Source organism: Streptomyces sp. NPDC034099 (assembly GCF_055575415.1).
The window spans coordinates 702,861-721,878 of sequence record NZ_JBVISR010000001.1 but is presented as its reverse complement, the minus strand read 5'-3'; the positions used below and the strand labels follow the sequence as shown (position 1 = coordinate 721,878).

Sequence of the window (19,018 nt, the reverse complement as noted above, 5' to 3'; positions counted from 1 at the left end):
CAGAGAGAGGTAATTCCAATGGCTGGACCCCAGCGCCGCGGTAGCGGTGCCGGTGGCGGCGAGCGGCGGGACCGGAAGGGCCGTGACGGTGGCGCAGGCGCCGCCGAGAAGACCGCTTACGTTGAGCGCGTCGTCGCGATCAACCGCGTCGCCAAGGTTGTGAAGGGTGGTCGTCGCTTCAGCTTCACCGCGCTGGTCGTGGTGGGCGACGGTGACGGCACCGTGGGTGTCGGATACGGCAAGGCCAAGGAGGTGCCGGCCGCCATCGCCAAGGGCGTTGAGGAGGCCAAGAAGCACTTCTTCAAGGTCCCCCGCATCCAGGGCACCATCCCGCACCCCATCCAGGGTGAGAAGGCTGCCGGCGTCGTGCTGCTCAAGCCCGCGTCCCCCGGTACCGGCGTTATCGCCGGTGGTCCGGTGCGCGCCGTGCTCGAGTGCGCCGGTATCCACGACGTGCTGTCGAAGTCGCTCGGCTCCGACAACCAGATCAACATCGTGCACGCGACCGTGGAGGCCCTCAAGGGCCTGCAGCGTCCCGAGGAGATCGCGGCCCGCCGTGGTCTGCCGCTCGAGGACGTCGCCCCCGCGGCCCTTCTCCGTGCGCGTGCCGGGGCGGGTGCGTAATCATGGCGCAGCTCAAGATTACGCAGGTCAAGTCCTACATCGGCAGCAAGCAGAACCACCGCGACACCCTGCGTTCCCTTGGTCTCAAGGGGATCAACACGCAGGTCGTCAAGGAGGACCGCCCCGAGTTCCGCGGCATGGTGCACACCGTCCGCCACCTCGTGACGGTCGAGGAGGTCGACTGATCATGGCGGAGAACAACCCGCTCAAGATCCACAACCTCCGTCCCGCCCCGGGCGCCAAGACCGCCAAGACCCGTGTGGGTCGTGGTGAGGCGTCGAAGGGTAAGACGGCCGGTCGTGGTACGAAGGGTACGAAGGCCCGTTACCAGGTTCCGGAGCGCTTCGAGGGTGGCCAGATGCCCCTCCACATGCGTCTTCCGAAGCTGAAGGGCTTCAAGAACCCGTTCAAGACCGAGTTCCAGGTCGTGAACCTCGACAAGCTGGCCGCGCTGTACCCCGAGGGTGGCGAAGTCACCGTCGAGGGCCTCGTGGCCAAGGGTGCCGTTCGCAAGAACAGCCTCGTCAAGGTCCTCGGCCAGGGCGAGATCTCCGTGGCGCTGCAGGTGACGGTCGACGCCGTCTCCGGCTCCGCCAAGGAGAAGATCACCGCCGCCGGCGGTACCGTCACCGAGCTCGTCTGAACTACTCGGGCGTGTCGATGACATGAGCGATCCCGACCGGGGATGCCCCACAAAAGGGGTATCCCCGGTTGGTCGTTCCAAGGGGAGTGCTCCCGCCGGTAAGGTGGCCTGCGCTGCCCTCTTTCACGGGTGCGTCACATGAGGCACTCTTGGCGGCGGTTCAGCGTTACTCCCTTAGCCGTCCACTTATCAGTCGTCAGTCGAACCTCAAGACCGTCACCCTTGACGCAGTAGCGCGGGGGTCGCAGGAGGCACCGTGCTCACCGCGTTCGCCCGGGCGTTCAAGACGCCCGACCTGCGCAAGAAGCTGCTCTTCACGCTCGGCATCATCGTGGTGTACCGACTCGGTACCCACATCCCCATTCCAGGCGTCGACTACAAGAACGTCCAGGAGTGCGTGGACCAGGCGTCCGGCAACCAGGGTCTCTTCGGCCTGGTCAACATGTTCAGCGGTGGCGCCCTGCTGCAGATCACGGTCTTCGCGCTCGGCATCATGCCGTACATCACGGCGAGCATCATTCTGCAGCTGCTGACCGTCGTGATCCCGCGCCTGGAAGCCCTCAAGAAGGAGGGCCAGGCGGGTACGGCGAAGATCACGCAGTACACCCGCTACCTGACCGTCGCGCTCGCCATCCTCCAGGGCACCGGCCTGGTGGCCACCGCCCGCAGCGGCGCCCTCTTCTCCGGCTGCACCGTCGCCGGGCAGATCGTCCCCGACCAGGCGATCTTCACCACCGTCGTCATGGTGATCTGCATGACCGCCGGTACCTGCGTCGTCATGTGGCTCGGCGAGCTGATCACCGACCGCGGCATCGGCAACGGCATGTCGATCCTGATGTTCATCTCGATCGCCGCCACCTTCCCGTCCGCCCTGTGGGCCATCAAGAAGCAGGGCGAGCTGGCCGACGGCTGGATCGAGTTCGGCACGGTCATCCTCGTCGGCCTGGTGATGGTCGGCCTCGTGGTCTTCGTGGAGCAGGCCCAGCGCCGCATCCCGGTGCAGTACGCGAAGCGCATGATCGGCCGCCGCTCCTACGGCGGCACCTCGACGTACATCCCGCTCAAGGTGAACCAGGCGGGTGTCATCCCCGTCATCTTCGCCTCGTCGCTGCTCTACATCCCGGCACTGATCGTCCAGTTCTCGAACTCGACGGCGGGCTGGGCCACCTGGATCACGAAGAACCTCGCGGACACGGCGGCGACGCCGCACATCATCCTGTACTTCTTCCTGATCGTCTTCTTCGCCTTCTTCTACGTGGCCATCTCGTTCAACCCCGAGGAAGTCGCGGACAACATGAAGAAGTATGGTGGCTTCATCCCGGGCATCCGGGCTGGCCGACCGACCGCTGAGTATCTGAGCTACGTACTCAACCGGATCACCTGGCCGGGTTCGCTGTACTTGGGTCTGATCGCTCTCGTCCCGACAATGGCGTTGGCTGGTTTCGGGGCAAACCAGAACTTCCCGTTCGGCGGTACCAGCATCCTGATCATCGTGGGTGTCGGTCTCGAGACGGTGAAGCAGATCGAGAGCCAGCTCCAGCAGCGCAATTACGAAGGGTTCCTCCGCTGATGCGAATCGTCCTCGTCGGGCCTCCGGGTGCCGGAAAGGGAACGCAGGCCACCCGCCTTGCCGAGACGCTGCACATTCCGCACATCTCCACGGGCGACCTGTTCCGCGCGAACATCAGCCAGCAGACCGAACTGGGCAAGCTCGCGAAGTCCTACATGGACGCCGGCAATCTCGTGCCGGACGAGGTCACCATCGCCATGGCGAAGGACCGCATGGAGCAGCCCGACGCCGAGGGCGGCTTCCTGCTGGACGGTTTCCCGCGCAACGTCTCCCAGGCCGAGGCGCTGGACGAGCTGCTCGAGACCGAGGACATGAAGCTCGACGCGGTGCTGGACCTGGAGGCCCCGGAGGACGAGGTCGTCAAGCGGATCGCCGGCCGGCGCGTCTGCCGCAACGAGTCCGCGCACGTCTTCCACGTGACGTACTCCCCGCCGAAGAAGGAAGGCGTCTGCGACGTCTGCGGCGGCGAGCTGTACCAGCGGGACGACGACTCCGAGGAGACGGTCCGCAAGCGGCTGGAGGTCTACCACACGCAGACCGAGCCGATCATCGACTACTACAAGTCGCAGGGCCTGGTCGCCACCATCGCCGCGACGGGTCCCGTGGAAGAGGTCACCCGCCGTGCGCTGGAGGCGCTCAAGCGCGACCAGTAGTACTCCGCCCGGCCTCAGCCGCGGTTCCTCGCTCAGGGGGCCGCGGCTGTGCTGTGGGGTGGGGCGGCTCCGCCCCGTATCGTGGGACTGCGTTCCCGTCCCTCCCCGTCTTCCCTTCTCCGGTCCAGTCCAGAAAGGCCGCAGCCCCCATGGTGCAGATCAAGAACCCCGAGCAGATCGCCAAGATGCGCGAAGCGGGGCTGGTCGTCGCCGCCATCCACGCGGCCACGCGCGAGGCCGCCGTGCCCGGCGCGACGACCAGGGACCTGGACCAGGTCGCCCGCAAGGTCCTCGCGGAGCACGACGCCAAGCCGAACTTCCTCGGGTACGGCGGCTTCCCCGCCACCATCTGCACCTCGGTGAACGAGGTCGTCGTCCACGGCATCCCGTCCGACGACGTGGTCCTCAAGGACGGCGACGTCATCTCCATCGACTGCGGCGCGATCATCGACGGCTGGCACGGCGACGCCGCCTACACGGCCTTCGTCGGCTCCGGCCACTCCCCGGAGCTGGTCGAGCTGTCCCGGGTGACCGAGGAGTCGATGTGGGCGGGCATCGCCGCCATGAAGCAGGGCAACCGCCTGGTGGACGTCTCCCGCGCCATCGAGTCCTACATCCGCCGCCAGCCCAAGCCCGGCGGCGGCAAGTACGGGATCATCGAGGACTACGGCGGCCACGGCATCGGCACCGAGATGCACATGGACCCGCATCTGCTGAACTACGTCGACCGCCGCCGCGGCAAGGGCCCGAAGCTCGTCCCCGGCTTCTGCCTCGCCATCGAGCCGATGGTCTCCCTGGGCACCCCGCGCACGGAGGTCCTGTCGGACGAGTGGACGGTGATCACGACGGACGGCACGTGGTCCTCCCACTGGGAGCACTCGGTGGCCCTGACCGAACAGGGCCCGCTGGTCCTGACGGCCCCCGATGGCGGCAAGGCCAAGCTGGCGGAGCTGGGGATCACGGCGGCGCCTGACCCGCTTGCATAACGATCTCGTATCCGGGGCAGACTTCCTCGTTTCGCCTTTCCGGGGTTGCTGACGTAGACTGACTCGTCGGCTCACGTGTGCCCGCATGTCTTGCGGGTTGCACGACGAGCCGATCAAGGTAGTCGATTCGAAGGGCGAAGCGTGGCCAAGAAGCAAGGTGCCATCGAGATCGAGGGCACTGTCGTCGAGTCTCTTCCCAACGCCATGTTCAGGGTCGAGCTCCAGAACGGCCACCAGGTCCTGGCACACATCAGCGGCAAGATGCGTATGCACTACATCCGCATCCTCCCTGACGACCGGGTCGTGGTGGAGCTGTCTCCGTACGACCTGACGCGTGGCCGGATCGTCTACCGGTACAAGTAGATCTTGCCCACGTCCCGTGTGCTCCGCGCGCGGGCCCGCCGGCAACTGACCCGGAGAACCTCACACCCATGAAGGTCAAGCCGAGCGTCAAGAAGATCTGCGACAAGTGCAGGGTGATCCGCCGTCACGGTCGGGTCATGGTCATCTGCGACAACCCGCGCCACAAGCAGCGCCAGGGCTGACGCACGACCGTTCCCTCCGCGATTCGCAGGACTTCGCGCGACGCGAGCTGAACATGTTCATACGCAGGACCCGGGCGAGCGTTCGCCCGACACCCCCGGTTCGGAGGCCGGGGACCCGAGCCGTACCAAGTCTTTGGCTGTGTCTTTTGAACAGCGTGAAGGTGCCGGCGGCCGGGGAACGGTCCTGTGGAAGACCTCCGACAACCAACTGGAGCCATTGAATGGCACGCGTTTCCGGTGTTGACATCCCGCGCGAAAAGCGCGTGGAGATCGCCCTCACCTACGTGTTCGGCATCGGCCGGACCCTCTCGCAGCAGACGCTCGCCGCCACCGGCGTGGACCCGAACACCCGTGTTCGGGACCTCTCCGAGGAGCAGCTCGTCGCGATCCGCGAGTACGTCGACAACAACATCAAGACCGAGGGTGACCTCCGTCGCGAGGTTCAGGCCGACATCCGCCGCAAGGTCGAGATCGGTACCTACCAGGGCCTCCGTCACCGTCGCGGTCTGCCCGTCCGCGGTCAGCGCACCAGCACCAACGCTCGCACCCGCAAGGGCCCGCGTCGCGCCATCGCCGGTAAGAAGAAGCCGGGCAAGAAGTAGTCCTCAGCGGACGCTGTTCAGCGGTCTTCGCTGTAGGACCGACCACCTCCCGTAGGAGAACGACATGCCCCCCAAGGGACGTCAGGGCGCTGCCAAGAAGGTGCGCCGCAAGGAAAAGAAGAACGTCGCTCACGGCCACGCGCACATCAAGAGCACGTTCAACAACACGATCGTGTCCATCACGGACCCGACCGGCAACGTGATCTCCTGGGCCTCCGCCGGCCACGTCGGCTTCAAGGGCTCCCGGAAGTCCACGCCGTTCGCCGCGCAGATGGCCGCCGAGTCGGCTGCCCGTCGCGCGCAGGAGCACGGCATGCGCAAGGTCGACGTGTTCGTCAAGGGCCCGGGTTCCGGTCGTGAGACCGCCATCCGCTCCCTGCAGGCGACCGGCCTCGAGGTCGGCTCCATCCAGGACGTCACGCCCACCCCGCACAACGGCTGCCGTCCGCCGAAGCGTCGTCGCGTCTGATCTCGCTTCACCAGGGTTTCCGGGCGGTACGGCTCTTTCGGGTCGTATCGCCCGTACCCTTGCAGTACTAGTCGGGCGTCAAATAGCGGGCGCCCCTGACTGAAGGATCACCACATGCTGATCGCTCAGCGTCCCTCGTTGACCGAAGAGGTCGTCGACGAGTTCCGCTCCCGGTTCGTCATCGAGCCGCTGGAGCCGGGCTTCGGCTACACCCTCGGCAACTCCCTCCGCCGCACCCTCCTCTCGTCGATCCCCGGCGCCGCTGTCACCAGCATCCGCATCGACGGTGTCCTGCACGAGTTCACCACCGTGCCGGGCGTCAAGGAGGACGTGACCGACCTGATCCTCAACATCAAGCAGCTGGTCGTCTCCTCGGAGCACGACGAGCCGGTCGTGATGTACCTGCGCAAGCAGGGCCCGGGTCTGGTCACCGCCGCCGACATCGCGCCCCCGGCCGGTGTCGAGGTGCACAACCCCGACCTCGTCCTCGCCACGCTCAACGGCAAGGGCAAGCTGGAGATGGAGCTGACCGTCGAGCGCGGTCGCGGCTACGTCTCCGCCGTGCAGAACAAGCAGGTCGGTCAGGAGATCGGGCGCATCCCGGTCGACTCGATCTACTCGCCGGTTCTCAAGGTCACGTACAAGGTCGAGGCCACGCGTGTCGAGCAGCGCACCGACTTCGACAAGCTGATCGTCGACGTCGAGACCAAGCAGGCGATGCGTCCGCGTGACGCCATGGCCTCCGCCGGCAAGACCCTGGTCGAGCTGTTCGGTCTCGCCCGCGAGCTGAACATCGACGCCGAGGGCATCGACATGGGTCCGTCCCCGACGGACGCCGCGCTCGCCGCCGACCTGGCGCTGCCGATCGAGGAGCTGGAGCTCACCGTTCGGTCGTACAACTGCCTCAAGCGCGAGGGCATCCACTCCGTGGGTGAGCTGGTTGCCCGCTCCGAGGCGGACCTGCTCGACATCCGCAACTTCGGTGCGAAGTCGATCGACGAGGTCAAGGCCAAGCTCGCGGGTATGGGGCTTGCGCTGAAGGACTCGCCTCCCGGGTTCGACCCGACCGCCGCGGCGGACGCGTTCGGCGCGGACGACGACGCGGACGCCGGTTTCGTGGAGACCGAGCAGTACTGATTCGGCTGCCGGCCGGCCGTGGCTGGTCGCGCAGTTCCCCGCGCCCCTTCGGGGCGCGGGGTCTCCGACGGGCGACCGCCCGCTCGGATACTGACTCCGGTACCTGATACGGCCGGGGCAGACACCTAGGAGAAACATCATGCCGAAGCCCACCAAGGGTGCCCGTCTGGGCGGCAGCGCCGCGCACGAGAAGCTGCTCCTCGCGAACCTCGCGAAGTCGCTCTTCGAGCACGGCAAGATCACGACCACCGAGGCGAAGGCGCGCAAGCTGCGTCCGTACGCCGAGCGTCTGGTCACCAAGGCGAAGAAGGGCGACCTTCACAACCGCCGTCAGGTGCTCCAGGTGATCACGGACAAGAGCGTCGTCCACACGCTCTTCACCGAGATCGGCCCGCGCTACGAGAACCGTCCCGGTGGCTACACCCGGATCACCAAGATCGGTAACCGTCGTGGCGACAACGCGCCCATGGCCGTCATCGAGCTGGTCGAGGCGCTGACCGTGGCGCAACAGGCCACGGGTGAGGCCGAGGCCGCGACGAAGCGTGCGGCGAAGGACACCGAGGCCGCTCCCGCTGCCGAGGAGACCAAGGTCGACACGGCCAAGGCCGATGACGAGGCTGCGGCTGAGGAGTCGAAGGACGCGTAAGCGTTCTGCCGGGTGGCTGTGCGGTGGCGGCCGCGGCGTTCGTCGTGGCTTGTCGCGCAGTTCCCCGCGCCCCTTTGGGGCGTTTGCGGGTCCGTTCCTTTTCAGGGGCGGGCCCGCTTTTTCGTTGGTGAGAGGATCTCTGGGTGAGTGACGAAGTTGAGGCCGGGTTTGTGCGGGTGCGGCTGGATCTCTCCTATGACGGGAGCGAGTTCTCCGGGTGGGCCAAGCAGGCCGGGGGGCGGCGGACCGTGCAGGGGGAGATCGAGGACGCGTTGCGGACCGTGACGCGGTCGCGGGAGACGTACGAGCTGACCGTGGCGGGGCGGACCGACGCCGGGGTGCACGCCCGGGGGCAGGTCGCCCATGTCGACCTGCCGCGCGAGGTGTGGGCCGAGCACCACGTGAAGCTGCTCAAGCGGCTCGCGGGGCGGCTGCCCAGGGACGTGCGGGTGTGGGCGCTCAGGGAGGCGCCGAGCGGCTTCAACGCGCGGTTCTCGGCGGTCTGGCGGCGCTACGCCTACCGGGTCACCGACAACCCCGGCGGCGTCGACCCGCTGCTGCGCGGGCACGTCCTGTGGCACGACTGGCCGCTCGACGTGGACGCCATGAACGAGGCCGCCCGGGGGCTGCTGGGCGAGCACGACTTCGCCGCCTACTGCAAGAAGCGGGAGGGGGCGACCACCATCCGGACGCTGCAGGAGCTGAGTCTCGTGCGGGGCGAGGACGGGATCATCACCGCCACCGTGCGGGCCGACGCCTTCTGCCACAACATGGTGCGCTCGCTGATCGGGGCGCTGCTGTTCGTCGGCGACGGGCACCGCGGGCCCGACTGGCCGGCGAAGGTGCTGGCCGCGGGCGTACGGGACTCGGCCGTGCACGTCGTACGGCCGCACGGGCTGACGCTGGAGGAGGTCGGCTACCCGGCCGACGAGCTGCTGGCCGCCCGGAACAAGGAGGCGCGCAACAAGCGGTCGCTGCCGGGAGCCGGCTGCTGCTGAACGGGGGAGCGGTGGGGCGTCAGCCTTCCGCCGCCGCGGACGCCTGGGCCTCGCCGCGTCGGCGGATCTGCCGGAAGGCGAACTCGGCCAGGTCGTCGCCGGCCCGGAACACGCCGGTGGACTTCTCCGTGACGTCCTTGCCGTTCGTGAACCCGGCGACGGTGAAGTAGGCGTAGCGGCCGTAGGAGTTGGTGGTGGAGCGGCAGACGGCGCCGGTGCAGAAGGACTTGACGCCGCCGCCGGACAGGGAGCGCACGATGCTCTTCTTGTCGGCGTCCTTCTTCGCCTTCGCGGCCTGCGCCTCGGTGTCGAAGACGGCCACGCCGACGGTCACGGCCGTGTCGCCCTTGGTGTAGGTGACGCGGATCAGGCGGGTGCACTTGTTGGCGTCGAGGACCTTCGGCAGGGTGCCCTGGACGGCGGAGCCGCAGGTGCGGGTGTCGGCCGTCGGGCCCTTCTTGTACACCGTCTCGCCCATGGTCAGCTGGGTCCCGGGGAAGAGCAGGTCGGGGCTGAGCGGGGCCTTGTCCTTCTTGACGCTGGAGACGAAGTCCTTCGGGTCCAGCGGAGGCGGGGCGCTGGTCGGGGCGAAGGACGGCTCGGTGGCCGTCGCGCTGGGTATGTCCGCCGTCGACGGGAGCTGCGAGGAGGGGCCGTCGGACGCCTGGTCCGAGCCGTTCGCCGAGACCACGGCCACCGCGACGGCACCGGCTATCGCCACGGTGGCCAGCGCGCCGCCGCCGATCAGGAACAGCCGGCGCCGCTTGGCACGGGCCTCGGAGGCCTCGGCGAGAGCGGCCCAGTCCGGCGAGTTGTCACTGCTCCCGCTGTTCCAGGGCTGCTGGGACTGCGGCTGCTGCGATTGCGGTGTCCAGGGATCCCACTGCGACTGAGGTCCCCCCTGCCCAAAGCTCATGGGGCGCATCTTAGACGGGCCGAAGGGCGTGCTGGTGCGGGGACTTGGGGGCCGCAGGGCCTAGCGTTCCGTTCATGCGGACGGGCAAAAGCGACATCTCCGGGTGGTTGGTGCGGCCGGCGGGAGGGCATCCGTGGGCGGTGCTCGTGACGGTGCTGGCGGCATCCGCCGCGCACGCGGCGCGGACGACCCCGGACGGCGGGATGGACAACGCGATCGTCGTGCGGGCCGCCCGCACCTGGCTGGCCGGTGGCTCCCCCTACGACGACCCGCACTTCCTCTACCTGCCGAGCGCCGTGCTGGCCGCCGTCCCGCAGGCGCTGCTGCCCGGGGCCGTACTGCGGGTGCTGGTGCCGTGCGCGGTGACGGTTCTGCTGGCCCTGGCCTGGGCCTGCGCGCTGCGGCTGCACCGGGTGCCGCTGGGCAGCCGGCTCGCGGTCCTCGGGCTGACCGGGCTCGCGCTGGGCTTCGCGCCGTTCGGGCACCTGGTGCGGCTCGGCAACTGGACGGTGACGGCGACGGTGGCGCTGCCGCTGGCCCTGCTGCTGGCGAGCCGGGGGCGCTGGACGGGGGCGGGGGTCGTCATCGGGGCGGCGGTGGCGCTCAAGCCGCTGCTCGCGCCGGTCGTCCTGCTCTTCCTCTTCGCCGGACGGTGGCGGGCGCTGGCCGCGGCCGTCCTGGTGCCCGCGCTGGCCTCCGCCGCGGCGGCCCTGGCGATGCCCGACCCGGCGGGCTTCTTCACCCGCACCCTGCCCTTCCTGCTGCACGGCGACGACGGCTTCGTACGGCTCTACGAGGCCTCCCCGGCGGCCGTACTGCCCCGGCTCGGGGTGCCACCGGCGCTCGCGCAGGGGCTCGCGGCGGCGGCCGCCTGCGCCGGAGTGCTCTGCGCGTACCGGCGCTGGCGCCACGCCGACCCCGGCCCGCTGCGGCTCGCGGAGACCGGCGCGGGGCTGATGCTGTCGGCGTTCCTCGTCTCCCGGCCGTCCTACGACCACTACCTCCTGGTCGCCCTGCCGCTGCTGCTCGCCGGGCTGCCGTACGGTGGATCGGTGGCCCGCGGGGTGTGGTTCTGGATCGCCCTGGTGCCCCAGGTACCCGGCCTGACCTGGCCCTGGCTGGAGGGGGAGCGGCGGCGGGCCTTCCGGGACGCGTTCACGCTGTGCGTGCTGGCGGTGACGGTCGCCCGGCAGGCCCGGACCGGTCCGGGCCTGCCGGGCGACCGGGTCCCGCAGGGGCGGGCGCCGGAGCCGGAGCGTGCCCCCGCGGCCCCGTTTTGACCCGGCCGCAGGGGCCCGGGTATTCTGCACAGTCGTATGTGTATTGGCTTGCTCATTCTCACGTGAGGGGCCCTTACACCGGTCCACCGGGACCGATGACCAGCGACCTGCACGCGGTATGCGTCACCGCGGTGCGGTCAGGGCTGTCGTGATCGTCTTCGGTGACCAATGTCAGGACCACTCACTGAAGAAGCGAAGGCTACGAACCGTGCGTACGTACAGCCCCAAGCCCGGCGATGTGACGCGCCAGTGGCACGTCATCGACGCTCAGGACGTCGTCCTGGGGCGTCTGGCCTCCACTACGGCCTCCATCCTGCGCGGCAAGCACAAGCCGATCTACGCGCCCCACGTCGACACCGGTGACTTCGTCATCATCATCAACGCCGACAAGGTGCACCTCTCCGGCAACAAGCGGACCCAGAAGATGGCGTACCGCCACTCCGGCTACCCGGGCGGCCTGCGCTCCGTGCGCTACGACGAGCTGCTCGACAAGAACCCGGAGAAGGCCATCGAGAAGGCCGTCAAGGGCATGCTCCCGAAGAACTCCCTGGGCCGTCAGATGCTCTCGAAGCTGAAGGTCTACAAGGGTGACCAGCACCCGCACGGCGCGCAGCAGCCGCAGCCGTTCGAGATCACCCAGGTCGCGCAGTAAGTCCGGCCACCCCCTAAGACTGAAGAGAATCTGAGGAGCATCGTGGCCGAGACCACTGCCGAGCAGCCGCTCGAAGAGATCGACATCGACAGCTACACCACCGAGTCCGAGGTCCCCGTCGAGGGCGAGTACACCTCGGAGTCCATGGCCTCCGCGTTCGGCGAGCCCCAGCCGGCCGCCGGCCTGGGCCGCCGCAAGAACGCCATCGCCCGTGTCCGGATCGTTCCGGGCACCGGCAAGTGGAAGATCAACGGTCGCACCCTTGAGGACTACTTCCCGAACAAGGTGCACCAGCAGGAAGTCAACGAGCCCTTCAAGGTGCTCGAGCTCGACGGTCGTTACGACGTCATCGCCCGCATCGCGGGTGGCGGCGTCTCCGGCCAGGCCGGCGCGCTCCGTCTCGGTGTCGCCCGCGCCCTGAACGAGGCCGACGTGGACAACAACCGCGGCGCCCTCAAGAAGGCCGGCTTCCTGCGCCGCGACGACCGCGCGGTCGAGCGGAAGAAGGCCGGTCTGAAGAAGGCCCGCAAGGCTCCGCAGTACAGCAAGCGCTAAGTCGTACCTGCTGGTACCGGCTGTACTCCGAACGCCCCGGCGGCACGCCACTGTGCTGCCGGGGCGTTCGTTTATCCCCGCCGTTGGGCGTATAACGGCACAAGACGTTCTAAGGCTTATGTGATCGTTGGTCGGGCGCTGTACGCCCGGGCGTTCGGGAGCCGACTGCGTGGGCCGCACTCATCGGCAGCCGCTCCGGAACTGACGTTTCCTCAGGAGGACAAGTGGGACGACTCTTCGGCACGGACGGCGTGCGCGGTGTCGCCAACGCGGATCTGACGGCCGAGCTGGCGCTGGGCCTCTCCGTCGCCGCGGCGCACGTACTGGCCGAGGCGGGCACCTTCGCCGGGCACCGGGCGACCGCGGTGGTCGGCCGGGACCCACGCGCCTCCGGGGAGTTCCTGGAGGCCGCGGTGGTCGCGGGCCTGGCCAGTGCCGGCGTGGACGTGCTGCGGGTCGGCGTGCTGCCGACGCCCGCGGTGGCCCACCTGACCGGCGCGCTCGGCGCCGACCTCGGCGTGATGCTGTCCGCCAGCCACAACGCCATGCCCGACAACGGCATCAAGTTCTTCGCCCGCGGCGGCCACAAGCTCGCCGACGAGCTGGAGGACCGCATCGAGTCCGTCTACGCCGAGCACCGCACCGGCGCCCCCTGGGACCGCCCGACCGGCGCCGGTGTCGGCCGCGTCCGGGACTACGACCAGGGGCTCGACCAGTACGTCGCCCACCTCGTCGGCGTGCTCCCCAACCGCCTCGACGGACTGAAGATCGTTCTCGACGAGGCGCACGGCGCGGCCTCCCGGGTCTCCCCGGAGGCGTTCGCGCGGGCCGGTGCCGAACTGGTCACCATCGGCGCGGTGCCCGACGGCCTCAACATCAACGACGGCTGCGGCTCCACCCACCTCGACCTGCTCAAGGCCGCCGTCGTCGAGCACGGCGCCGACCTCGGCATCGCCCACGACGGCGACGCCGACCGCTGCCTGGCCGTGGACCACACCGGTGCGGAGGTCGACGGCGACCAGATCCTCGCCGTGCTCGCGCTCGCGATGCGGGAGCGGGAGGCGCTGCGCTCGGACACCGTCGTCGCCACCGTCATGTCCAACCTGGGCTTCAAGCTAGCCATGGAGCGCGAGGGCATCCAGTTCGTGCAGACCGGCGTCGGCGACCGGTACGTGCTGGAGGCGATGAAGGAGCACGGCTACGCCCTCGGTGGCGAGCAGTCCGGGCACGTCATCATCCTCGACCACGCCACGACGGGTGACGGCACGCTGACCGGCCTGATGCTGGCGGCGCGGGTCGCGCAGACCGGCCGTACGCTGCGGGACCTCGCGTCCGTGATGGAGCGGCTGCCGCAGGTGCTGGTGAACGTGCCGGACGTGGACAAGTCGCGGGTGAGCACCTCTGCCGAGCTGGCCGCGGCGGTGTCCGAGGCGGAGCGGGAGCTGGGGAGCACCGGGCGGGTGCTGCTGCGTCCCTCCGGGACCGAGCCCCTGGTGCGGGTGATGGTGGAGGCTGCCGATATTGAGCAGGCTCGGTCTGTAGCGGGGCGGTTGGCGGATTCGGTGAAGTCCGCGCTCGGTTAGTTTTTGGGGCCGGGTTCGGGGTGGGGGTTCTGTGTGTTGCGGGCCGCGGGTTCGTTGTGGCTGGTCGCGCCCGCGCGGCGGAGCCGCACATCAGCAGAGCCCCGCGCCCCTCAGGCAGGGATCCTCACCCGGTGTTGTCTGGTTTGGTCAGTCGGTTGCGCTGGGTTGACCACAGTGCCTTCTGGGCCAGCAGGGTCAAGGTTCCGGCTACCACGATGCCTGCCAGGTTGAGCAGGAGTTGTTCGGTGGAGCCCACCGTCTGGTTGGTGTCGCCGAAGCTCAGGGCGACGGCGGCGTTGGCGGCCGCCGGGACCGTGGTGACCGAGATGGCGACGCCCACCAGGGCGCCGGACTTCGCCGAGGTGAGGGACAGCGTGCCCGCGATGCCGGCCAGGACCGCCACCACGAACGAGAAGGCGTCGGGGGCGTAGACGAAGCCGGTGTTGGGGCGGTCGCCCTCCAGCTTGCCCTCGCTGAACTGGCCGAACTCGGTCATGATCCAGCTGAAGCCCACCGTCACCGCCATCGCCACGGCGAAGCCCACCAGCAGGGCGATGGCCGAGCGCAGGGCGAGCCGCGGGGCCCGCTGGACGATCGCCGTGCAGATGCCGGCCAGCGGGCCGAACTCCGGGCCGACCGCCATCGCGCCCACGATCAGGATGGCGTTGTCGAGGACGACACCGCAGGCCGCGATCATCGTGGCGAGCGTGATGAAGGCGACGTAGGTGATGGAGAGCGTCGACTCCTCGTGCGTCGCCTCCTCCAACTGCTCCCACAGCACCGCGTCGGCGGCCTCGCCGGGCGCGTCCCGCTCCGCCTGGTCGGCGCGCTCGGACAGCGACAGGTCGATGTTCTCGGCGGTGATGGCGCCGCAGCTGTCGATGCCCAACGCGCGCAGGCCGTTGATGAGTTCGTCACCGGCCTCGCGGGCCACGTCGCACATGACGACGTCGCCCTCCGGTTCGCGGGCGGCGCCCGGCAGGACGACGAGATGGGTGGTGCCGACCGTACGGTCGATCAGGCGGACCACCTCGTCGGTGCGGTCGGCCGGGGTGATCAGGCGCAGATGCAGCATCCGGTATTTCTATCGCGCCGCCCGTCCCGCACGCGCCGCCCGTCCCGCACGCGCCGCCCGGCCCGCATGCACCCCCGCCTCACAGCTTGCGCAGGCTCAGGCGCTGCACCTTGTGGTCGGGGCCCTTGCGCAGCACCAGGGTGGCCCGGCCCCGGGTGGGGGCCACGTTCTCCACCAGGTTGGGCTTGTTGATGGTGCGCCAGGTGGTGCGGGCGTAGTCGAGGGCCTCCTCCTCCGACACCTGCGTGTACTTGCGGAAGTACGAGGACGGGTTCTGGAAGGCGGTCGCGCGCAGCTTGCGGAAGCGGTTGAGGTACCAGCGCTCGATGTCCTCGGTGCGCGCGTCGACGTACACGCTGAAGTCGAAGTAGTCGGCGAGTCCGACCCTGGTGCGGCCGTCCTTGCCGGGCAGCGCGGGCTGGAGCACGTTCAGGCCCTCGACGATCAGGATGTCGGGGCGGCGGACCACGAGCCGCTGGTCCGGGACGATGTCGTAGATCAGGTGGGAGTAGACCGGGGCGGTCACCTCCGCCTTGCCCGCCTTGATGTCGGCGACGAACCGGGTCAGCGCCCGGCGGTCGTACGACTCGGGGAAACCCTTCCGCGACATCAGACCCCGTGCCTCCAGCTCGCGCGTCGGCAGCAGGAAGCCGTCGGTGGTGACCAGCTCCACGCGCGGGTGCTCGGGCCAGCGGGAGAGCAGCGCCTGGAGCAGACGGGCGACGGTGGACTTGCCGACCGCGACCGAACCGGCGACCCCTATGACGAAGGGGGTGCCGGACTGGGAGCCCTGCTCGCCGAGGAAGGTGTTGAGCGCGCCGCGCAGACCGTCGGTGGCGCCGACGTAGAGGTTGAGGAGCCGGGACAGCGGGAGGTAGATGTCCCGCACCTCGTCGAGGTCGATGACGTCGCCGAGGCCGCGCAGCTTCTCGACCTCCTCGGCGGTCAGCGGCTGCGGCGTCTTGTCGCGCAGCGCGCTCCACTCGGAGCGGGTGAGGTCGACGTAGGGAGTCGCCTCCGGCCGATGCCGGTGGGCGCTCCGGGGTATCGAGGGGACCGGAGAGATCACAGTCCATTGTTAACGGAGTACGAACGGGGCGGCAGGTGGGGTGTGTCACGCCCGGGTGAGATCACAGTCGGGTCTCGGCCGACTGATTTCGATCGTACGTGCGATTGCCGTAGGTAAGGTGCGGGCAAAGTCGACCGGATTCAAACCTCTGTCTCGATGTAACTCGACAGAATCCGGCGCAATCCGACATCACCTGGCCCTTTGGGTCCACCCGCATCCCGACGAAAGAGTGCCGAAGTGAGTTCCATCGCTGTCCGCCGTACCGCCCTCGCGGCCTCCGCCGCCGCCCTCGCCCTGCTCGTCACCGCCTGCGGCGGGTCGTCCGACGACGACGGCGCGGCCGGTGACGGCAAGGCCAAGGCGGAGCAGTCCGCCCCGGCGGGCGACTCCGGCGAGTCCGCCCCGGCGGGCAAGGCGCTGACCGCCGCGGACCTGGAGAAGGTCGCCCTCGTCCAGGCCGACGTCAAGAACGGCGAGGTCACCACCAAGGTGCCGGCGAAGGACGACGTGGCGAAGGGCCAGGTCTCGACCGACGACGAGGCCTGTCTGCCGCTCGCCCTCGCCCAGTCCGCAGTGGCCCAGGGCGACCCGGCGGCGAGCGTGAAGCGCTCCTGGCAGGGCCAGACGGAGGCGCCCTCCGAGAGCAAGGGCCCGGACGGCCAGGACATGATCGACGTCAGCGTCGACAAGATCATGCTGAACCTCGCCTCCTACTCGGACGGCGGTGCCGAGCAGGCGCTGAAGGACCTGGGCGCGGCGGCCGACAAGTGCGCCGGCGGGTTCCTCGCGACGGCGGGCAGCGACAAGATGAAGATCGTGAAGGTCGCCACGGCCACGGCCCCCGAGGGTGGGGACGAGGCCGTCGCCGTCGACCTCCGCGTGAACGTCGGCAAGGAGACGCCCGGGCTCATGAAGGTCGTCGTGGTCCGCAAGGGCGCCACCCTCGCCACCTTCAGCGCCGTCAACCTCTCCTCGATGATGACCGGCGCGGAATTCAAGGTCCCCGCCGAGGTCGTCGACGCGCAGGTCGCCAAGCTCGGCTGACCCCCGGGGGCGCGGACGGCGTTCGTACCCCGGTGGGAATTTCCGATTTCGGGCACAGAACGGCCGCTTCGGGATCGCTTCATCACCGATCTTGCTCGTAGGCTGCCGCGTATGTGCGGAATCGTGGGATACGTAGGGCCTCAGTCGGCACTCGACGTCGTGATGGCCGGACTGAAGCGGCTCGAATACCGGGGGTACGACTCGGCGGGCGTCGCCGTGCTCGCCGACGGCGGCCTCGCCACCGCCAAGCGGGCCGGCAAGCTCGTCAACCTCGACAAGGAACTGTCCGAACACCCGCTGCCGTCCGCCGCCACCGGCATCGGCCACACCCGCTGGGCCACCCACGGCGGACCCACCGACGCCAACGCCCACCCGCACCTCGACAACGCGGGCCGGGTGGCCGTGGTCCACAATGGCATCATCGAGAACTTCGCGCCGCTGCGGGCCGAGTTGGCGGAGCGCGGCCACGCCTTGGGTTCGGAGACCGACACCGAGGTCGTCGCCCACCTGCTCGCCGAGGAGTACTCGTCCTGCGCCGACCTCGCCGAGGCGATGCGGCTGGTGTGCCGGCGGCTGGAGGGCGCGTTCACGCTGGTCGCGGTGCACGCCGACGCGCCGGACGTGGTGGTGGGCGCGCGCCGCAACTCGCCGCTCGTGGTGGGCGTGGGGGAGGGCGAGTACTTCCTGGCCTCGGACGTCGCGGCCTTCATCGCCCACACCCGGGACGCCGTCGAGCTGGGCCAGGACCAGGTCGTCGAACTGCGCCGGGACGAGGGCGTCAGCGTCACCGCCTTCGACGGCACCCCGGCCGACGTCCGGTCCTACCACGTCGACTGGGACGCCTCGGCCGCCGAGAAGGCCGGCTACGCCTCCTTCATGCTCAAGGAGATCGCCGAGCAGCCGAAGGCCGTCGCCGACACCCTCCTCGGCCGCATCGACGGCTCCGGCACGCTGAGCCTGGACGAGGTGCGCATCCCCGCCGGGGTGCTCCGGGAGGTGGACAAGGTCGTCGTCGTCGCCTGCGGTACGGCCTTCCACGCCGGACTGATCGCCAAGTACGCCATCGAGCACTGGACGCGGATCCCCTGCGAGGTGGAGCTGGCCAGCGAGTTCCGCTACCGCGACCCCATCCTCGACCAGCGGACCCTGGTCGTCGCGATCTCCCAGTCGGGCGAGACCATGGACACCCTCATGGCCCTGCGCCACGCCCGCGAACAGGGCGCCAGGGTCCTCGCCATCTGCAACACCAACGGCTCGACGATCCCCCGCGAGTCCGACGCCGTGCTCTACACCCACGCGGGCCCCGAGGTCGCCGTCGCCTCCACCAAGGCCTTCCTCACCCAGCTCGTGGCCTGCTACCTGGTCGCCCTGTACCTGGGCCAGGTGCGCGGCACGAAGTACGGCGACGAGATCGGCGACGTCGTCCGCGACCTGTCCGGCATCTCCGACGCGGTCGCACGGGTCCTGGGGACCATGGACCCCGTACGGGAACTGGCGCGCTCGCTCGCCCACAAGAAGACGGTGCTCTTCCTGGGCCGGCACGTCGGCCACCCCGTCGCCCTCGAGGGCGCCCTCAAGCTCAAGGAGTTGGCGTACATGCACGCCGAGGGCTTCGCGGCGGGCGAGCTGAAGCACGGGCCGATCGCGCTGATCGAGGAGGACCTGCCGGTCGTGGTCGTGGTGCCGTCCCCGCGCGGCCGGTCGATCCTGCACGACAAGATCGTGTCCAATATCCAGGAGATCCGCGCCCGCGGCGCCCGCACCATCGTCATCGCCGAGGAGGGCGACGAGGCGGTCGTCCCCTACGCCGACCACCTCGTCCGGGTGCCGGCCACCCCGACCCTGCTGCAACCCCTGGTGACCACGGTGCCGTTGCAGGTCTTCGCCTGCGAACTGGCCACGGCGCGGGGCAACGAGGTGGACCAGCCGCGGAACCTGGCGAAGTCGGTGACGGTGGAGTAGAACCGCGAC

General features: G+C 69.3%; 22 protein-coding genes. 19 read left to right on the top strand and 3 right to left on the bottom strand.

Going from position 1 to position 19,018, the window contains the following annotated elements:
• The first annotated feature begins 18 nt into the window (after window positions 1–18).
• The 13 genes from rpsE to truA all read left to right on the top strand — a co-directional run bounded on the left by rpsE (window position 19) and on the right by truA (window position 8,873).
• Window positions 19–624 carry a 30S ribosomal protein S5 gene (gene rpsE, locus ACZ56V_RS03320; RefSeq protein ID WP_003974251.1) on the top strand — a complete coding sequence of 202 codons (606 nt, stop codon included), beginning with the start codon at window positions 19–21 and terminating at the stop codon, window positions 622–624.
• Window positions 625–626: 2 nt separating this feature from the next.
• Window positions 627–809, top strand: coding sequence for a 50S ribosomal protein L30 (gene rpmD, locus ACZ56V_RS03315; protein ID WP_003974250.1), 183 nt, complete (start codon window positions 627–629; stop codon window positions 807–809).
• Window positions 810–811: 2 nt separating this feature from the next.
• Window positions 812–1,267 carry a 50S ribosomal protein L15 gene (gene rplO, locus ACZ56V_RS03310; RefSeq protein ID WP_003974249.1) on the top strand — a complete coding sequence of 152 codons (456 nt, stop codon included), beginning with the start codon at window positions 812–814 and terminating at the stop codon, window positions 1,265–1,267.
• A 256-nt stretch (window positions 1,268–1,523) separates the two neighbouring features.
• Window positions 1,524–2,837, top strand: coding sequence for a preprotein translocase subunit SecY (secY, locus tag ACZ56V_RS03305; RefSeq protein WP_003974248.1), 1,314 nt, complete (start codon window positions 1,524–1,526; stop codon window positions 2,835–2,837).
• Entirely contained in the window at window positions 2,837–3,490 is a 654-nt protein-coding gene (locus ACZ56V_RS03300) for an adenylate kinase (RefSeq protein ID WP_356364087.1), read from the top strand. Before secY ends, ACZ56V_RS03300 begins: the two co-directional genes overlap by 1 nt.
• Window positions 3,491–3,639: 149 nt before the next feature.
• Window positions 3,640–4,476, top strand: coding sequence for a type I methionyl aminopeptidase (gene map / locus ACZ56V_RS03295; RefSeq protein ID WP_398912294.1), 837 nt, complete (start codon window positions 3,640–3,642; stop codon window positions 4,474–4,476).
• Between the two features lie 141 nt (window positions 4,477–4,617).
• Window positions 4,618–4,839: a translation initiation factor IF-1 gene (gene infA, locus ACZ56V_RS03290; protein WP_004927214.1), complete on the top strand. Its 222-nt coding sequence runs from the start codon at window positions 4,618–4,620 to the stop codon at window positions 4,837–4,839.
• Between the two features lie 68 nt (window positions 4,840–4,907).
• Window positions 4,908–5,021, top strand: a complete 114-nt coding sequence (gene rpmJ, locus ACZ56V_RS03285) for a 50S ribosomal protein L36 (RefSeq protein WP_003974245.1) — start codon at window positions 4,908–4,910, stop codon at window positions 5,019–5,021.
• 221 nt (window positions 5,022–5,242) lie between these two features.
• Window positions 5,243–5,623, top strand: coding sequence for a 30S ribosomal protein S13 (gene rpsM, locus ACZ56V_RS03280; protein WP_003974244.1), 381 nt, complete (start codon window positions 5,243–5,245; stop codon window positions 5,621–5,623).
• Window positions 5,624–5,687: 64 nt separating this feature from the next.
• A complete protein-coding gene (gene rpsK, locus ACZ56V_RS03275; protein ID WP_003948617.1) occupies window positions 5,688–6,092 on the top strand; it encodes a 30S ribosomal protein S11 in 405 nt (134 codons plus the stop codon).
• 114 nt (window positions 6,093–6,206) lie between these two features.
• Window positions 6,207–7,229, top strand: a complete 1,023-nt coding sequence (locus ACZ56V_RS03270) for a DNA-directed RNA polymerase subunit alpha (protein ID WP_003966937.1) — start codon at window positions 6,207–6,209, stop codon at window positions 7,227–7,229.
• A gap of 139 nt (window positions 7,230–7,368) precedes the next feature.
• Window positions 7,369–7,875: a 50S ribosomal protein L17 gene (gene rplQ / locus ACZ56V_RS03265; RefSeq protein WP_356364095.1), complete on the top strand. Its 507-nt coding sequence runs from the start codon at window positions 7,369–7,371 to the stop codon at window positions 7,873–7,875.
• Between the two features lie 143 nt (window positions 7,876–8,018).
• A complete protein-coding gene (truA, locus tag ACZ56V_RS03260) occupies window positions 8,019–8,873 on the top strand; it encodes a tRNA pseudouridine(38-40) synthase TruA (protein WP_356364098.1) in 855 nt (284 codons plus the stop codon).
• Between the two features lie 19 nt (window positions 8,874–8,892).
• On the opposite strand, the gene ACZ56V_RS03255 is transcribed toward truA, so the two are convergent.
• Window positions 8,893–9,789 carry a hypothetical protein gene (locus ACZ56V_RS03255; protein WP_398912297.1) on the bottom strand — a complete coding sequence of 299 codons (897 nt, stop codon included), beginning with the start codon at window positions 9,787–9,789 and terminating at the stop codon, window positions 8,893–8,895.
• A gap of 74 nt (window positions 9,790–9,863) precedes the next feature.
• On the opposite strand from ACZ56V_RS03255, the gene ACZ56V_RS03250 reads away from it, so the two are divergent.
• The 4 genes from ACZ56V_RS03250 to glmM all read left to right on the top strand — a co-directional run bounded on the left by ACZ56V_RS03250 (window position 9,864) and on the right by glmM (window position 13,859).
• Window positions 9,864–11,069, top strand: coding sequence for a glycosyltransferase 87 family protein (locus ACZ56V_RS03250; protein ID WP_398912298.1), 1,206 nt, complete (start codon window positions 9,864–9,866; stop codon window positions 11,067–11,069).
• Window positions 11,070–11,277: 208 nt separating this feature from the next.
• On the top strand, window positions 11,278–11,721 hold the full coding sequence (gene rplM / locus ACZ56V_RS03245) for a 50S ribosomal protein L13 (RefSeq protein WP_031041507.1): 444 nt from the start codon (window positions 11,278–11,280) through the stop codon (window positions 11,719–11,721).
• A gap of 42 nt (window positions 11,722–11,763) precedes the next feature.
• Window positions 11,764–12,276, top strand: coding sequence for a 30S ribosomal protein S9 (gene rpsI / locus ACZ56V_RS03240; protein WP_087807730.1), 513 nt, complete (start codon window positions 11,764–11,766; stop codon window positions 12,274–12,276).
• A gap of 224 nt (window positions 12,277–12,500) precedes the next feature.
• Window positions 12,501–13,859 carry a phosphoglucosamine mutase gene (glmM, locus tag ACZ56V_RS03235; protein ID WP_398912299.1) on the top strand — a complete coding sequence of 453 codons (1,359 nt, stop codon included), beginning with the start codon at window positions 12,501–12,503 and terminating at the stop codon, window positions 13,857–13,859.
• Window positions 13,860–13,983: 124 nt separating this feature from the next.
• Here the strand turns inward: glmM and ACZ56V_RS03230 are convergent, their stop codons facing one another.
• Window positions 13,984–14,934, bottom strand: coding sequence for a DUF389 domain-containing protein (locus ACZ56V_RS03230; protein ID WP_467380433.1), 951 nt, complete (start codon window positions 14,932–14,934; stop codon window positions 13,984–13,986).
• 79 nt (window positions 14,935–15,013) lie between these two features.
• Window positions 15,014–16,003: a type I pantothenate kinase gene (gene coaA, locus ACZ56V_RS03225; RefSeq protein WP_398912301.1), complete on the bottom strand. Its 990-nt coding sequence runs from the start codon at window positions 16,001–16,003 to the stop codon at window positions 15,014–15,016.
• 237 nt (window positions 16,004–16,240) lie between these two features.
• Between coaA and ACZ56V_RS03220 the strand changes: the two genes are divergently transcribed.
• Together ACZ56V_RS03220 and glmS are read left to right on the top strand one after the other, a co-directional pair.
• Window positions 16,241–17,047, top strand: a complete 807-nt coding sequence (locus ACZ56V_RS03220; protein WP_468938805.1) for a hypothetical protein — start codon at window positions 16,241–16,243, stop codon at window positions 17,045–17,047.
• Between the two features lie 111 nt (window positions 17,048–17,158).
• Window positions 17,159–19,009: a glutamine--fructose-6-phosphate transaminase (isomerizing) gene (gene glmS, locus ACZ56V_RS03215; protein ID WP_398912303.1), complete on the top strand. Its 1,851-nt coding sequence runs from the start codon at window positions 17,159–17,161 to the stop codon at window positions 19,007–19,009.
• The last annotated feature ends 9 nt before the right edge of the window (window positions 19,010–19,018 follow it).

What these genes read in the sequence shown, in the direction of transcription:
- rpsE (WP_003974251.1), top strand. Translation starts at nt 19, where the DNA reads ATGGCTGGACCCCAGCGCCGCGGTAGCGGTGCCGGTGGCGGCGAGCGG.
- rpmD (WP_003974250.1), top strand. Translation starts at nt 627, where the DNA reads ATGGCGCAGCTCAAGATTACGCAGGTCAAGTCCTACATCGGCAGCAAG.
- rplO (WP_003974249.1), top strand. Translation starts at nt 812, where the DNA reads ATGGCGGAGAACAACCCGCTCAAGATCCACAACCTCCGTCCCGCCCCG.
- ACZ56V_RS03300 (WP_356364087.1), top strand. Translation starts at nt 2,837, where the DNA reads ATGCGAATCGTCCTCGTCGGGCCTCCGGGTGCCGGAAAGGGAACGCAG.
- map (WP_398912294.1), top strand. Translation starts at nt 3,640, where the DNA reads ATGGTGCAGATCAAGAACCCCGAGCAGATCGCCAAGATGCGCGAAGCG.
- rpmJ (WP_003974245.1), top strand. Translation starts at nt 4,908, where the DNA reads ATGAAGGTCAAGCCGAGCGTCAAGAAGATCTGCGACAAGTGCAGGGTG.
- rpsM (WP_003974244.1), top strand. Translation starts at nt 5,243, where the DNA reads ATGGCACGCGTTTCCGGTGTTGACATCCCGCGCGAAAAGCGCGTGGAG.
- rpsK (WP_003948617.1), top strand. Translation starts at nt 5,688, where the DNA reads ATGCCCCCCAAGGGACGTCAGGGCGCTGCCAAGAAGGTGCGCCGCAAG.
- ACZ56V_RS03270 (WP_003966937.1), top strand. Translation starts at nt 6,207, where the DNA reads ATGCTGATCGCTCAGCGTCCCTCGTTGACCGAAGAGGTCGTCGACGAG.
- rplQ (WP_356364095.1), top strand. Translation starts at nt 7,369, where the DNA reads ATGCCGAAGCCCACCAAGGGTGCCCGTCTGGGCGGCAGCGCCGCGCAC.
- ACZ56V_RS03255 (WP_398912297.1), bottom strand. Translation starts at nt 9,789, where the DNA reads ATGAGCTTTGGGCAGGGGGGACCTCAGTCGCAGTGGGATCCCTGGACA.
- ACZ56V_RS03250 (WP_398912298.1), top strand. Translation starts at nt 9,864, where the DNA reads ATGCGGACGGGCAAAAGCGACATCTCCGGGTGGTTGGTGCGGCCGGCG.
- ACZ56V_RS03230 (WP_467380433.1), bottom strand. Translation starts at nt 14,934, where the DNA reads ATGCTGCATCTGCGCCTGATCACCCCGGCCGACCGCACCGACGAGGTG.
- glmS (WP_398912303.1), top strand. Translation starts at nt 17,159, where the DNA reads ATGTGCGGAATCGTGGGATACGTAGGGCCTCAGTCGGCACTCGACGTC.